At 68.9% G+C, this 14576-nt stretch carries 12 protein-coding genes and 1 pseudogene; 2 read left to right on the forward strand and 11 right to left on the reverse strand.

Annotated elements, in window-relative coordinates; all coding sequences use genetic code 11:
- Positions 1 to 6 precede the first annotated feature (6 nt).
- The 11 genes from STRTUCAR8_RS44010 to STRTUCAR8_RS44065 all read right to left on the reverse strand — a co-directional run bounded on the left by STRTUCAR8_RS44010 (position 7) and on the right by STRTUCAR8_RS44065 (position 11924).
- Positions 7 to 1083, reverse strand: coding sequence for a WD40 repeat domain-containing protein (locus tag STRTUCAR8_RS44010; protein WP_006382953.1), 1077 nt, complete (start codon positions 1081 to 1083; stop codon positions 7 to 9).
- Positions 1084 to 1430: 347 nt separating this feature from the next.
- Positions 1431 to 2291 (reverse strand): thermonuclease family protein, encoded by an 861-nt coding sequence (locus STRTUCAR8_RS44015; protein ID WP_006382942.1) that lies wholly within the window; start codon positions 2289 to 2291, stop codon positions 1431 to 1433.
- Between the two features lie 1035 nt (positions 2292 to 3326).
- Positions 3327 to 3953 carry a class I SAM-dependent methyltransferase gene (locus STRTUCAR8_RS44025; protein ID WP_006382940.1) on the reverse strand — a complete coding sequence of 209 codons (627 nt, stop codon included), beginning with the start codon at positions 3951 to 3953 and terminating at the stop codon, positions 3327 to 3329.
- 785 nt (positions 3954 to 4738) lie between these two features.
- Entirely contained in the window at positions 4739 to 5533 is a 795-nt protein-coding gene (locus STRTUCAR8_RS44030) for an SCO4651 family lipoprotein (protein ID WP_006382968.1), read from the reverse strand.
- A gap of 235 nt (positions 5534 to 5768) precedes the next feature.
- Positions 5769 to 6092, reverse strand: coding sequence for a hypothetical protein (locus STRTUCAR8_RS44035; RefSeq protein WP_006382948.1), 324 nt, complete (start codon positions 6090 to 6092; stop codon positions 5769 to 5771).
- Positions 6089 to 6907 (reverse strand): phytanoyl-CoA dioxygenase family protein, encoded by an 819-nt coding sequence (locus STRTUCAR8_RS44040; RefSeq protein WP_179200543.1) that lies wholly within the window; start codon positions 6905 to 6907, stop codon positions 6089 to 6091. The genes STRTUCAR8_RS44035 and STRTUCAR8_RS44040 overlap by 4 nt, the downstream gene beginning before the upstream one ends.
- A 172-nt stretch (positions 6908 to 7079) precedes the next feature.
- Positions 7080 to 7520, reverse strand: coding sequence for a VOC family protein (locus STRTUCAR8_RS44045; protein ID WP_006382983.1), 441 nt, complete (start codon positions 7518 to 7520; stop codon positions 7080 to 7082).
- A 264-nt stretch (positions 7521 to 7784) separates the two neighbouring features.
- A complete protein-coding gene (locus STRTUCAR8_RS44050; protein ID WP_006382976.1) occupies positions 7785 to 8393 on the reverse strand; it encodes a hypothetical protein in 609 nt (202 codons plus the stop codon).
- Between the two features lie 222 nt (positions 8394 to 8615).
- On the reverse strand, positions 8616 to 9755 hold the full coding sequence (locus STRTUCAR8_RS44055; RefSeq protein ID WP_143666500.1) for a hypothetical protein: 1140 nt from the start codon (positions 9753 to 9755) through the stop codon (positions 8616 to 8618).
- Between the two features lie 150 nt (positions 9756 to 9905).
- Positions 9906 to 11099: a hypothetical protein gene (locus tag STRTUCAR8_RS48575; RefSeq protein ID WP_143666501.1), complete on the reverse strand. Its 1194-nt coding sequence runs from the start codon at positions 11097 to 11099 to the stop codon at positions 9906 to 9908.
- Between the two features lie 294 nt (positions 11100 to 11393).
- Positions 11394 to 11924, reverse strand: coding sequence for a hypothetical protein (locus STRTUCAR8_RS44065; protein WP_006382947.1), 531 nt, complete (start codon positions 11922 to 11924; stop codon positions 11394 to 11396).
- Positions 11925 to 12234: 310 nt separating this feature from the next.
- On the opposite strand from STRTUCAR8_RS44065, the gene STRTUCAR8_RS44070 reads away from it, so the two are divergent.
- Together STRTUCAR8_RS44070 and STRTUCAR8_RS44075 are read left to right on the forward strand one after the other, a co-directional pair.
- Positions 12235 to 13920, forward strand: a complete 1686-nt coding sequence (locus STRTUCAR8_RS44070) for a ribonuclease J (protein WP_006382950.1) — start codon at positions 12235 to 12237, stop codon at positions 13918 to 13920.
- 318 nt (positions 13921 to 14238) lie between these two features.
- Positions 14239 to 14576, forward strand: a pseudogene (locus STRTUCAR8_RS44075) (hypothetical protein); the annotation flags it as partial.

A 14576-nucleotide genomic window follows, 5' to 3' on the forward strand; every position in this document is an offset into this window, starting at 1 on the left:
GGCCGCTCACCTCTGGTTCGTCTGGTTCGCTTCGCCGTTGTCGATGACCAGCGCGTCGTTCATGGTGCCCAGGCCCAGCCAGCGGCCGTTCGGGCTGAACCGCATGGTCAGCACCTCTTCGGTGGTGACGGCGTACAGCTCCTTGCCGTCGATGTTGAACAGCCGTACGACGTTGTCGATCGAGGCGCTGGCCGCCAGCCTGCCGTTGGGGCTGAACGCCACCTGCGTGACGGCTCCGAACCCGGGGTCCGGGGCACCGGGGGTCAGCTTCGGTGCCCGGCCCCTCTCGACGCCGGTGTCCGCGTCCAGGACCCGGGCGAACCCGTCGGCACCTCCGACCACGGTCCACTTGCCCTTCGGGTCGTACGCCAGGCAGTTGGGGGAGGTGATCTGGTCGTCGACATCCTCCGGGGTCGGCCACACCTGTGCTCCGTCCTGCGCCTCGAACATCCGGGTGGTGTCGTCGGCGGAGCAGCACAGCACCAGCTTGCCGTCCGGGCTGAACGCGACCGCGAACACGGCGTTGTCGGGGGTCAGTCGGCCGATTTCGGTGCCGGTGGCCAGCTCCACCACCCGCGCGGACCCGGCGGACCGGTGGTCGCCGCCGTGCCGTTCGTCCACTGCCAGCGCGACCCGGGTGCCGTCCCGGCTCAGGTCGACACCAGCGATCAGCGGCCGTTCGACGGTGATCCGCCGGGTGATCGTCCCGGTGGCCTGATCGAGCACGGCGACCAGGGTGTCGGTGGCTGCGATCAGCTGCCCGTTCGGACCGAACTGCACGGTGTTCACCGAGTTGCCCGGGTCGAGCGGGCCTTCCCAGACTGCCGAGCCGGTCGAGCTGTCCCGCAGGGAAACCTTTTCGAAGTCGGCCGCGGCGAGCTCGCTGCCGTCGGGGCTGAAAGCGATGCCGGTGACGGATCCGTCGACGGCCACGTCCAACGCGGCGCCGATACCGACCGTACGCACCCGCAGCAACGTATCGCTGCCGCCTCCGGCGAAGCGGATGCTGTCCGGGCTGAAGGCGACTGCCTCGACCGATCCCTCGTGCGCGACCCGGAGCGCCACGGTACCCGGCTCACTCATTGCGGCACCTCCTTGCGTCTGGCCGATCCGGTCGGCTGGCAACCGATCGGCCGGCTGACCGACCGGCAGTGAGATGTCGAAAGTCGCGCTGCCACCGCAGACCTTCACCCTCACGAGTTGCGGGGTCTCCTGGTCGCCATCGGTCACGTCGTCGCTTCGGCAGACACCTGTCGTCACGGTTCCCGTTTCCGGTGGAGGTGGCGATGGCCGTAGCCCCGGTCGACGGGGAACAGGTTGGCCGGGCTCGACGCAGCCTGTCAGTCCTCGATGAAGAGGTTGCCGGTGGCACCCGGGCCCAGCCGGGAGCGCATCGGGCGTGGCGTCGAGACGCCGTTCTCACCGAGTTGTCAGGTGTCCTCGAACAGCAGGTCCTCGGACGGATGTGTCATCCGCACGGTCTGGCCGTTCGTGACCTCCACGACCCTGTGCAGGCCTACGCAGCGCTCACCGGTGGAAAGGATGGAGTAGCGGTCCCTGGCACCGGCCAGGTAGGCGGGGACACACGTCAGGGGCATGGCGAGCTCGAGGTAGTCGACCAAGCGGCGGAACAGCTTCGGCAACAGCACGGCGTCCTCCGTGAGCGAGGCCAGGCCAGTGATCTTCGCCCCGGTCGTCGTGACATCGCTCGGCCACAGACCCCGCCCCGCCTCTCGAGCCTGCTTTGCGGCGGTGGCCATCTCCACCCGCAGGCTGGTGAACAGGCTGCGATAGAACGTCGGGTACACCAACCCGGTCGTGAGCAGATGGTGGTTGACCGTCGTCCTCAGCACAGTGACGTCGACGTCGATCTCCAGGCCGCTGGTCCCTGGCGGTGTTCCGCGCCCTGCCAGAGCGATGCAACGACCGTGGACATCGGAACCGCGGGTGAGTACGAACCCAGGAACCGTGTCCGGAGTCGTGGCGGTGACGCTCTCGTCCGGCTGGCGCTGGACATCGGTGAAGCCGAGCCAGTTCAACAACTCGTCGCGTGCGGCGTGAGCGAACTGCAACGGCTGGTGGACCCGGTTGGCGCCGTAGTGCGTCTCCAGCGCGTCGATCGCGTCCAGCCGCAGTTTCGCGCGCCCCCCTGCGCTGTGCTCGACGGCGCGGCCGAGCCCGCCGCCCACCAGGCTCCACTGCGACGGGTCGTCGGCCGTGAAATGAACCGTGTCCCCGTCCGGCTGCGAGCCTTTGATGTCGTAGAAGCCCTTGATAAGCAGCATCGGCATGGCGACTCCTCCGCAGGCTCAGCAGCGAATGGAACCAGATTGCCGTGGCCGAAGCCCCACCCGTACGGCTCGTCAGAACCACCCGCACAACTCGTCGGTCCCCTACTCCAAATGGTGCGCTGCGATCAGTGGTTCCGCACCTCAGGGATACGACGGTGGTCAGGTCGACATCGTGCGGGCAACGGCATCTCGGTCCCGGCGACGCATTTGCACGCGGAGGTTCGTTGCCGTGCGTAGCCCTTGGATGTGCTCGGCCCATCATGCGATATCCGGCCCGCTCACGATCGCGGCTCGCGCCAGTCGCCACAACGCCGACGGCGACCTCTCCACCGGCGGTGACGTAATGGGCCTGAGCGATCGGCCACCGGGGCCGTCGCGGCCGTGCGAACCACGGGGCCGTCGACGGCCGGATACACAGCGGTTGATACCTCCCTCGGTGTCGAGACGTCTTCGACTGCGCCGGCAAAGAACGGCACGCGAATCGCATTGCTGCACCAGGACGACATCGACCGCTGGCTCCTCTCCGACCGTCGCCAGCGATACACCGTTCGCCGCTTCATGGACCGGACCGTCGACCGCCGCGTCGTCGGCCTCGATCACGGTTCCGGCACCCCGCCACGGACACCCGGTGCAATTCATCGATGACGACCGGCACACCCAATTGCAGTTCCACGGCGGGTTCGGCTTGCCGCGGCGGTTGTACCGCGTCCGGCGGCAGGGCTGCAGTGGTCTCGGCGGCGTGCAGAGCACGGCTCCCAGCTTGATCGCGTCGGTGAGCCACCGAAGACGCTCCAGCGAGAGCAGCGGGATGAGAGATCGGTGATACGGACCTCCGCGCTGCGGCGGGACACCTCTCCCCCACCCTCGTCGCTGACACCAGGATCTGAGGCAGCCGAGTGGGTCGCGTCCCGCCGGGCGGCTCCCACCCTTCCCACCCGGGGCACACCCAACAGGGCGGTGGACCCGGGGTGTGGGAACAGCCCCGCTGCATCGTCTGCAGTTGTGCGTCGTCAGCTCGTCGGTGCCCTGGCCAGCTCAGGCGGTGGGACGAGCATGCACGCTCACTGCGTAGCCGCCGCCTTGCTGGTAGGGATCTCCGCCCCAGGTGGCGTATCGGTGGCGCAGAATCAGGCCGGCCTGGGTACACCAGTGGTCGAAGTCCGGCAGGGTGACTGTCGGGTCCGGCAGTGGCAGGTGTGCCGCGTCCAGTCCCATGCCGGTGACCAGCAGTCCGCCGGGGCGCAGTACGGCAGCCAGTTGTCGGACGACCGTGGGTTCGGTGCCGGAGGCCAGCAGGGGGATGACGTTTCCGGCGGCGAGCACCAGGTCGAAGTCCGGATCCAGGCCGAGGGTGTCCAGGCGGGCCAGGTCGCTGTGGAGCCATTCCTGCGTCGGGGCGTCGCGGCGGGCGACGGCGAGCATGGAGGGGTCGACGTCGACACCGGTGCAGTCGTAGCCCAGTTCGGCAAGCCGGATCGCGACCCGGCCGGTGCCGCAGCCGGCGTCGAGTACTCGGGCGGGGGGCTTCAGCAGTGCGGCGCAGAAGGTGGCCTCACCGTGAATGTCGTGGCCCGACGCGGCGAGTTTCGCGAAGCGCTCGGCATACTCTTCGCCGGCTTGTCCGCCTGTCAGTTCTGCCCACCGATCGCGTTGCCTGGTCATGTTCTGCTTTCCTCCTCGATAGCCGGGGTGCGGGCGGCCCCACAGCGCTCCAGTTGATCGTAGACGTCGGCCTCACGTCTGCCACGAAGGTACGAAGGTACGAAGGTACGAAGGTACGGTCCCGTTCATCGCCGTCGTTCTCGCGCTTGAGCTCCCCCGCAGTCCATGATGGCCGGTGACAAGGCCGCGACCGCACAGAGCAGGACGACGGCAAGAGTCCCCGGGCGTGTGCCGCGCACCACAACGTCTTTCAGGCGCAGCCGCGGCAGGCGCACGCCGACCTCGTCCGTCACAGGGGGTACGGCCGGGTGTGGTCGGTGCGCTGGGAGCCCATCATGCGGGCACGCTATCCGAGCGCAAGCCGCGGATCACCCTCATCCCAGGGCGCCGGAGTGCGACATGTGTGTCGGCTCGATCGTGCGCTCTGGATTCTCATGCCGATGGTGCCCGAGACAATCAGGGTGCCCCAGTTCACACGCCACGTGGCCTCGACGGCGGAACATCCAGGGGTGGTTGACGGTTCATCTGTATGTGGCTGCGGAGGGGACAGTGTCCCCGGGCCTCACCCATAGCCCATGGGGAAGATCGTTCGGCTGAAGCCCCATGGAGCCTTTCGCCGCGAGGCGACCGCCCTCCGCACGCCACCACCTACCGCCCCGGCTGGCCTCCCCCGTCCAGCCGGGGCTCCCTGCTGTCTGTGATGTTCACCCGCAGCTATGAGCAATGTCGCGATCTTCTTCGGTCGGGCTGTCGCGCAGAGAGCCCCGTGTATGGTTCGCCGGCACTCAGGCCAGTAGGACGTCCTCGCCCGCCGTCACGGGGACGACCTGCTCGGCCGGTGGCACTTCGGCCTTCACCGGCGTTCCGAAGTCCGACAGTGTCATCGTCGTCATGGCCTTCATACCGCCGAAGTAGGACAGTCGGGCCTGGACGGCACGTCCCTTCCCGTCGACCCACACGTCTGCGTAGACGGGCACGTTGTCACCCAGCTTCTCGCGCAGGTCATCCAGTCCCTGTTTCGTCTTCGCCGTCATCCGCAGCGTCGCGGTGGCATGGTCGATCGTGCCCCGGTAGTGCACCGCAGGGACGCCCTTCACCTGCTCCTTGCCCTCGTTCGACACCTGCCGCATCGCCTTCATCTGGCGGAGCAGGTGCTCGGGGTCGTTCAGCGGCGCCCGCAGGAAATAGCTGGTCAGGGCCTCGCTCCGGACAGCCGAGGCCCACTTGCCCTCGCCCACAGCCCGCGAGCCCTGTATGTAAACGGTGTCGTCGGCGAAGATTTCCTCGACGGGGTCCATGCCGCTGTCCTTCAGCTCCACCATGAGCCGACCCTTGTCCCCCGCCAGGTCGAAGGCGCCGGCGATGGCGAATACGTACGTCGTGGGGCTGTCGGCGGACCGCAGTTCGATCTGCTCGTCCACGCGGGCACTGGTCGCGCTCGCCTTCTCGATCGCGGCGCGCACAGCCGCCCCGTGATCCAGGGCCTGCTTCGCACTCTGCCCCGAGTCACTGTCCGGACCGCCGGAACAGGCAGTGCAGAGCAGGAGGACGGCGGCGGAGAGGAGTTGGGCATGGCGCATGGACGCTCCGGGGAAATCGTTACTGCGGCAGAGTGGAGCCCGATGGGGCCTGTAGATCTTCGCACGAAAGCCATGGCAGGCCCCGTGGGTTTCAGCCCTGTCACGCACGCGTCCATCCGGCAGTGAGCGGCCGTACGGCGTGGCCGCTGTCCGCTGCGTCCTCATATCGAGGCGGTGTCGCGTGGGCCGTCCGGACTGCGTGCCACGCCGATGGCCGAAGCCCCGCCCGGCGCGATCACTGCCCTGCTTCGTCCAGATCCACGAGCTTCTCGAAGAAGAACTCGTGCTTCAGGAACGACACGTCGTATTCGTGCCCCGGATACGGCGGGATCAGCTGAGACGCCTGGATCAGGCGCCAGCCGTCGCACAGGGCGGCCAGGCCCGTCTCGTAGGGAGGCTCGTCGCTGTCGCCCGTGGTGGGGGACGTGCGGCCGGTGCCGTCGTAGATCGACCAGCCGACGACCGGGGAGTCCAGGGCCGACGTGCCCGGGTACAGCACCAGCACCTGCTGGCGGACCGAGGAAGGGGCCGAGGAGGGGGCCGGGGCGTTCGTGGTCACGCGGGGACCTCCTGCGGTCGGTTGGAGACGCGGGTGACCCAGTGGTCGAGGTCGAAGCCCTCGTCGCCGGTCAGCGCACGCCACAGCAGGACGCGGTTGATGAGTTCGAGGCGGCCGGTCGCCTGCTCGTACCAGGGGAACACGGTGTTCAACTCCTGGGCCACACGCGGGTCCGACAGGTCCGAGGTGTCCCACAGCCGCTGCTGCCGTACCGTCGGATTGAAGCGGATCTTGAACATGAAGCGGCGGGTGTCGCTGTCGTTGCGCCGGCCACCGTGCCAGAGGCCGTGGTGCAGAAGCACCACGGTGCCCGCCGGGCAGACCAGTCGGCTCTGACCGCGCAGGTTCTGGTACCGGCCGGTGTCGCTCTCGTTCGTGCGCCGCAGATGGCTGCCGGGCACGCTGAGCGTGCCGCCCATCTCCAGCGTCACCTGCTGCGGGTAGTACATGAGCTGCACGTCGAACGCGTCGGGGCGGACGTCGATGACCGCGTCCCCGTGCAGAGGCTGTGCCGCGCCCTCGTGGGGCTCCCGGACGTGCACGAAGTGGTGGTCGATGTTCGGTTCAGGTCCGACGAGACTGCGCAGCGCGCCCGCGACCTCGGGCACTTCGACGAGGCGCCGCATGAAGGAACCCTCGGGACAGGCCTGGGTAACCGGCGTGCCGTACGGCACCGGCGGGATGCCGGCGGCGAAGACCTCCATGGCCTCGGTGTTCAACTCCGTGGGCACTACGGCGTCCATGCGCAGCGAGCCGTGGGCGACGAAGTGCGCCATCTGCACAGAGCTGAGCAGGCGCTCTCTGGGTGTCGTCATGTCCACCACGGTAGGGAGCGCGCCGGGTCGGGCGCGTGGGTCCGGCTCACCACCGCTGGTAGATTTTCACCAGCCGCTACGTCGGTTGTGCGCCTGGGCCAGCCGCCCGTCGTGGTAGACATCGGAGCCCGCCGCGTCCGTAAGCACGCCTACGGTCCCCGGTTCCTCCACCTCAGCTCAGCTGCTCGGCCAGTCCGACGATGATGCCCTCCGGGCCGCGGACGTAGCAGAGCAGATAGCTGTCCTCGTAGCGGGCGATCTCGCCGATGAGCTCGGCGCCGTGCGGGCGCAGACGGGCAACCGTGTCCGCCAGGTCGTCGACGGCGAACATGACGCGGTGCGTGCCCAGAATGTTGTGCGGCTGGTTGCGCGGGCCGGAGCTGATCGCCGCGGGGCTGCGGTACTTCGCCAGTTCGAGCCGGCTGTGACCGTCCGGGGTCCGGACCATCGCGATGTCGCAGCGGACGCCGTCGAGTCCGGTGCACTGGTCGGCGACGAGGCCTTCGACCTCCGCCCTGCCCTCCAGCTCCATACCGAGTTCCACGAAGAACGCGACGGCGGCATCCAGGTCCTCGACGACGATGCCGACGTTGTCCATCCGCTGAATCGCCATGCTGGGCTTCTCCTTCGTCCTCGTGCGGCCGGTGGTGGCCGCTGCTGTTCCTGGGACGGAGCCGATGGCACGTTCTCGACATCCCCAGACCGCCGAACTCCGAAAAATCTGGATCGCGCTTCAGCACCGACCGTGAGTACAGCTCAGGCAGCCGCACCCACGAACACAATCAGCCCGGCGGCAGAGCACGAAGGTGCCCCGCCGCCGGGCAACGGGAGGAGCCGAGCCCGCTTGTCGACGGTCCGCTTGTCGCGGTACCGAAGGTCACTCGGCTCCGGGTGGAAAGCCGTAGATGCCGTCGCCCGCCGGTGGCGCTTCCGGAATCTCGAGAGGACAGATTCCCCAGTCCCTGGCGACGGCCATGACGTGCCTCTCGGACGGCATGGCGGCGTACCAGTCGTCCCACTCGGCCTCGCCCCAGGACGCCATTCCCTCTTCCGCGCCCCTGACTCCCACACCGAGCCGCCGCTCGATCTCGGTCGGCTCTCCGAGCCGCAGAGGCCCGCCACCGGCGTGGCTGTCGTAGCAGTAGGCACGGACGACTCGGCCGGCCTCCACTCGCGCCCAGGCGTGGCAATCACCGATGCGGTCGGTGGTGAAGAACTGAAAGTCGCTCAGGAGCAAGCCGAGTGACCGGAGCCAGGAGAGAAAGGACGGGCCGTAGTCCTCAAGCCCGAAGGGGAGGTGGATCCGGCCGTGAGCCAGTGTCCAGCCGTCCACGGGAGAGGCTACGAAGACGCCTCGCCGGTACGCCGCGTCGGTCCCCGCCTCCCAGTCCATGGTCACTCGCCTGAGCAACCCGAGTGCGTCGGCGACTTGCTCGTTGTCACCGTCGGGCACAGCCAGCCACGACGTCTTGTAGCCGATTCCCACAGCATCCCCTCCTACGCGCGTACGCGTATCTTGCTGCACGGCTCTGACATGTCGTCCAGTGCTGTTCACACTCCGACGGGGTCGGCGCAGGGGATGAGCGGGGCGTTGCCCTTGGTCGCCTGACCGACTACCCGTCGTTCCCGCGTCGTAGGTCATGTCGGCCCCGTCGTCGGCGCCGGGCCGACATCACCTACGGATCAGGTCGTTGCTCCTGGGACGGGTTCAGCGAGTCGAACGCTGGATCAGTTCGTACTGCGCGGACGTGGACTCGCCGGTGATGAGTCCGTAGGAGCCGACCGACCAGAACTGTCCGGTACGGCCGGTGGGAGCGAGTGCCGCGATCTCGTACGACTGGGTCTGGCCGCCGGGGACGGCGTCGCCCTGCACGGAGGTCCAGACGCCGCCGCGCAGGCGCCAGTAGAGGGCGGTGCCCTCGTAGCCGTAGGGGTCGCCCGAGACCCAGACGGTGCCCTTGCCGTCGCCGGTGATCGCATCGGCCCACAGGCCGTCGACGGGCCCGGTGACGTCGCGCCAGGTGCGGCCGTTCCAGTGCAGCACCTTGGTCTGCTGCGGTTCGTCCTCGTTGTACGGCGTGAGAGCGGTGATCCAGACGCTGCGGGCGGACTCCTGGTACACGGCCGAGACCACAAGGTTGCTGCCGGCCGGAGCGGTTTCGGTCCAGGTACGGCCGTCCCAGTGCATGAGTACGGACCGGACCGGCTGGCCGGCGTACGCGAACTGCCCGACCGCCCAGGCGTCGTGGGAGTTCCGCGCCTCGACGGCGTTGATGGAAACGCCGCTCTTCAGGGGTGTGCTCTGCCAGACGCCATGGGCGTACGAGTTGATCGCGGTGTCGCTCACCAGCCAGACCTTGCCGGGTACGGCGGCGAGCTTCGCGAAGCCGAAGCCCTGCTCCGCGGGCAGTGGCGTCCGCGTCCACCGCTTGCCGTCGTAGTGCGCCAGGGTCTCGCCCTCCTGGTCCCACCCGTACGCCCAGACGTCGTGCGCGGACACCGCGTCCACGGCGTGCCACACGCCGGTCGCCGGCACGTCGGGGGTGGACTGCTGCTGCCAGGTTCTGCCGTTCCAGCGCAGGATCACACCCTGGCCGACGCCGTCGACGTACTGGGCTCCCACCGCCCAGGCGGCGTCAGGACCGACCGAAGCGATGTCGAAGAGCGCGGAGTTGTCGGAGAGCGTCCCCGCGAGAGAGGTGCGCCAGGCCGGAGCCGAGACCTTGTTCGGGGCCGCTACGGCGGGCGCCGCACCGTCCGCCACCGAGACCGCGGCCGGGGCGACGGTCACGGTGGCCGCCGTGAGCGCCGCCACGACCGTGATCTTGAGGTACATACCTGTCTTCATGCCAACTCCCCGTCGTCCACAAAGGCGCTGCGGAGGTTCTGTGTTCGCCCCCGCCATTGCCTGGTCACTCATAAGACCCTTCTCCCCGCCGGACGGTTGTGCCGGCGACAGCCCGGCGTGACGACCCCCGCCGCGCGCGGCCGCGCTCCCTTACGCCAGCGCGTGCGGGACCCAGACGGCGGCGTGGAAAGGACCGTTGGCGGTGACCGGGTCGGCGGGCGGAAGTGCCGCGCTGCCCGCGACGACGCCACGGCGATTGACCTGCGTCGCGGAGGAGTTGAGACCGCCGAGGGAGGGCAGATAGGTGAACTCGCCGTTGCCGACGCGGGCGACGAAGGCGAAGGAGTTGGGCGCGAAGTTGTCACCCACCACGACGTTCCCGGCGAGCTGGTTGACCTCGGTGACACCACGCCCGGAACCGATCACGGCACTCGTGTGCGTCGTGAGGTCGAACGAGCTGGACAGCAGGCCGTCGCCGCCGACCACCGTGGTCCCGCTGACCAACTGCGCGGTCAGGAAGCGGGACCCCAGGTCGGTGCGGACTCCGGTGCGCAGGTCGTAGGCGTATCCGGTCAAGCCGTTGGCGGCCGTCCGGGACTGACCGACCACGGTTGAACCGCTGACGTCGTTGGCCGTGCTGGAGCGTCCGCCGAGGGTGCCGAGGTCGGTCATCGACCCGGTACGCAGGCTGTAGGCGAAGCCGTGCAGGGTGGTGGCGGGCATGTCCGGCAGGGAGGAACTGCCCACGACGATCCCACCGCTGACGGCCGCCGCGGTGCTGGTGCCCGACGGTCCGGCGAGGCTGCCGAGATCGGTCATCGTCCGGGTGCGCAGGCTGTACGCGAAGGCGTGGGTCACCAGGTCGCCGGGCAGCGACGACGTCCCCACCACGGTGTCACCGCTGAGGCCGGTGATGTCGGTGCTGCTGCCGCCGAGAGTGCCGATGTCCACGAGCCGGTGGGTCCGGAGGTCGTAGGCGAATCCATGGGCGGGACCGCCGGCGGAGAGGCCTGACCTACCAACGACGTGGTTTCCCTCCACGTCCGTCGCCCGGCTGGAGCCACCCAGCGTGCCGAGATCGGTCATGGTGTGTCCGCGCAGGTCGTACGCGAAGGCGTGTTCGGCAGCGTCGCCGCTCGTCTGTGAACTCCCGACCACCGTGTTGCCGTCGATGGCGGTCGCCTCGCTGCGGGTGCCACCCAGCGTGCCGAGGTCCCGCACGGTGTACTGCGCGGACCCCGCCCCCGGCTCGCCCGACGACACGTCAGCCCCGTACGCCGGACCGGCGCTCACGGCCAGCAGCCCCGCACCCACCAGAATCCAGGCACGTAAACGTATGCGCATGATGCCCCCCTGAAACGGTCGACCGAAGACGAACACGGCTCGGCAGACCACTGCGCCCTCCCCAGGCACGGGCCGACCGGACGTCGCACAGCCTTCACTTCTACATCAGTTCTGACCGGCCAGACAGTGGCCGGTCAGCCACAGACCGTACGTACGCGGTGAGCCGGTCGGCGGAGTGGCGCCGGGGGGGGCGTCCGATCCCTGTGTCAGCGGTGCAGGACCGGCTCGCACGCTTTCGGCCAGGCCCTCCGGCGGGGGAAGCCGCTGGTCTCCTCCCTCGCCGTGGGCGTGGGATCAGCAGCGCTTGCTGGAGTAACCCCCCACAGGGGCGGGGTCACCGGCGGCACGCACGGTGCCCGACCCCGCCGTGCACTCGTTCACTGTGCTGGTGCCGCTGGACCAGAACTCCTGGCCGTCGGTGTTCGTCCAGGAGTGCTTGCCGAGGACCTCGTCCTGGGAGTAGCTGTAGACAGCGGCGGTCACGTCGTAGTCTCCGACGGCGTCGCGGAAGCTCTGCCAGACCCAGACGTAGCCGTAGTTCTTGGCACAGGACGGCGAGTAGAACTGCTTGACGGACGCGGCGGTCTTGCCCCCACGGGTGATGTAGCCGGTGGAGCCGATCTGATAGGCGTCCGCGCACACCCCGGCCGCCCTGGCCCGCAGACTCGCCGGGTTGCCGTCGGCGGACGGCGCGGTGGAGGCCGCCGCAGTGGTGGTGCGGGCGGTCGGTGCGGGCGCCGGGCCGGTTCCGGCGGTGGCGATGCCGGCCGGAATGAGAGCGAAGGCGCAGGCCAGTGCCGCAGTGGTGCTCTTGAGATGACGCATGTGGTGGTTCCCCCTGCTCGTCGTGGTTGAGCCACGTGTCGTGACCGGTGTCATGACACGTGCTGAGACGTGCTCCGAAGCGGGAGACGCCGAAAGGCGTGCGTGGTCAGCGCAGGTCCCCGTGGCACGAAGCGGCCACCTCCGGATTCCCCGGAACACTTCGGACACAAGGTGCGACCCCTTGGCCCCGCAAAGGGTTGTACGGCAGCTCTCCCGCACCTCGTGACGGCACCGCCGCCGGGCCGCATCGTGGTGAGAGATCACCGGGGCAATGGATCAACCTGTCCCCCGCTCCGGGTACCGTCAGGGTATGAGTCATCCGCATCCCGACCTGAAAGCCGCCCCGCCCCTTCCCGAGGGAGGGCTGCGGGTCATTGCCCTGGGCGGCCTGGGTGAGATCGGCCGCAACATGACCGTCTTCGAGCACGCCGGCAAACTGCTCATCGTCGACTGCGGCGTGCTGTTCCCCGAGGAGACCCAGCCCGGTGTGGACGTGATCCTGCCGGACTTCACCTCGATCCGGGACCGGCTGGACGACATCGTGGCCATCGTGCTCACCCACGGCCACGAGGATCACATCGGCGGCGTACCGTACCTGCTGCGTGAGCGGTCCGACATCCCCGTCGTCGGTTCCAAGCTGACGCTGGCCTTCCTGGAGGCCAAGCTCAAGGAACACGGCATCCGCCCGCGCACAGTGCGCGTGCGCGAGAACGACCGGCGTGGCTTCGGGCCCTTCAACTGCGAGTTCGTGGCGGTCAACCACTCCATCCCGGACAGTCTCGCGGTCGCGATCCGCACCCGCGCCGGGATGGTGCTGCACACCGGCGACTTCAAGATGGACCAGTTCCCTCTCGACGAGCGCATCACCGACCTGCGTGCCTTCGCCCGCCTCGGAGAGGAGGGCGTCGACCTGTTCCTCACCGACTCCACCAACGCCGAGGTACCCGGCTTCACGACCTCCGAGCGTGAACTGAACCCGGCGATCGAGCAGGTGATGCGCACCGCGCCGCGCCGCGTCATCGTGTCCAGCTTCGCCAGCCATGTGCACCGCATCCAGCAGGTCCTGGACGCCGCCCACCAGCACGGCCGCAAGGTCGCCTTCGTCGGCCGCTCCATGGTGCGCAACATGGGCATCGCCCGTGACCTGGGCTACCTGAAGGTTCCGTCCGGTCTGGTCGTGAGCACGAAGGAGCTGGAGAAGCTCCCGGACCACAAGATCACGCTGGTGTGCACCGGTTCGCAGGGCGAGCCGATGGCCGCGCTGTCACGCATGGCCAACCGCGACCACATGATCCGCATCGGCAAGGGCGACACCGTCCTGCTCGCCAGCTCCCTCATCCCCGGCAACGAGAACGCCATCTACCGGGTGATCAACGGCCTCACCCGTTGGGGCGCGCACGTGGTCCACAAGGGCAACGCCAAGGTGCACGTCTCCGGACACGCGAGCGCCGGTGAACTCGTCTACTGCTACAACATCGTCAAACCCCGCAACGTCATGCCTGTGCACGGCGAATGGCGTCACCTGCGGGCCAACGGTGACCTCGCCATCCGTACCGGAGTCGATCCCGAGCGGGTCGTCATCGCCGAGGACGGGGTCGTCGTCGACCTCGTCGACGGGCGTGCCTCCATCACCGGCAAGGTGCCCGCGGGCAACGTCTATGTGGACGGCATGGAAGTCGGCGGCGCCACCGAGGCCTCCCTCAAGGACCGTCTGACCCTTGCCGAGGAGGGCGTCGTCACGGTCGTGGCCATCGTCGACGCCGACACCGGCGCCCTGGCCGAAACCCCGGACTTCCTGGCCCGGGGCTTCGTCCACGACGACACCACCTTCGAGTCCGTCATCCCCGTCATCGAGAAGACTCTGGCCACCGCGGCCCAGGAAGGTATCGGGGACGCACACCAGCTCGAAAAGCTAATCGCCCGCGCGGTGGCGAACTGGGCCTTCCGCACCCACCGCCGCAAGCCTCTCATCATCCCCGTCATCATCGACGCCTGAGCCACAGCCCGGCAGTTCCGTCCCCGGTTCCGGTCACAGCCGGACCCGGGGACACATCCAGGCCGACGGTTCCCGCCTCTCCGCGACGTGCCGTAGTCCGTCGTCCCCGCACCCGACGCGTCAAGTTCCGCGATCCTCACCGTTTCTGAGCCCTGGCCAACTGCCGCGGCCCGGTTCAGGAGCCCGCAGTGCCCGCATCCGTGTCCGCCGACACGCGCACTCCGGTCAGAAACTTCCTTTACCGGGACTGATCGTCCGCTATCCCCGATGATGGGGACTGCCTGACGCAACGGATCAAGGAACACGGGGAGTACGCACATGGCAGTGGAGGCCGGCACTCAGCAGGACGAGCGCGTCGCGGGGCGGGTGTGGACGGTGCGTCTGGACCCGGACGGCCGCCCTGCCGCCGGCGCGGTCCGGCTCTCCTGCTCCCGCCAGACCTGCGCCGATCAACGTCTTCCCGGCGGCGCCGCCACGGGACGCAAGGCCGCCGTCGAACACATCAACATGCACCTGGCCCACGTCCGCTCGGGCGGCGGGCCGCGCGCCGAGGCATGGTGCGCCTGCCGTGCCGCCGACTGTGCCTGGCACACCCCCGACCCCACCGCCGTACCGCGCGGCGGGGCGCGGTCGGCACCGGGGCCGGGGCGGTGCGG

Origin of the sequence: Streptomyces turgidiscabies Car8 (genome assembly GCF_000331005.1) — a bacterium.
In the GTDB taxonomy this organism is placed as follows: Bacteria; Actinomycetota; Actinomycetes; order Streptomycetales; family Streptomycetaceae; genus Streptomyces; species Streptomyces turgidiscabies.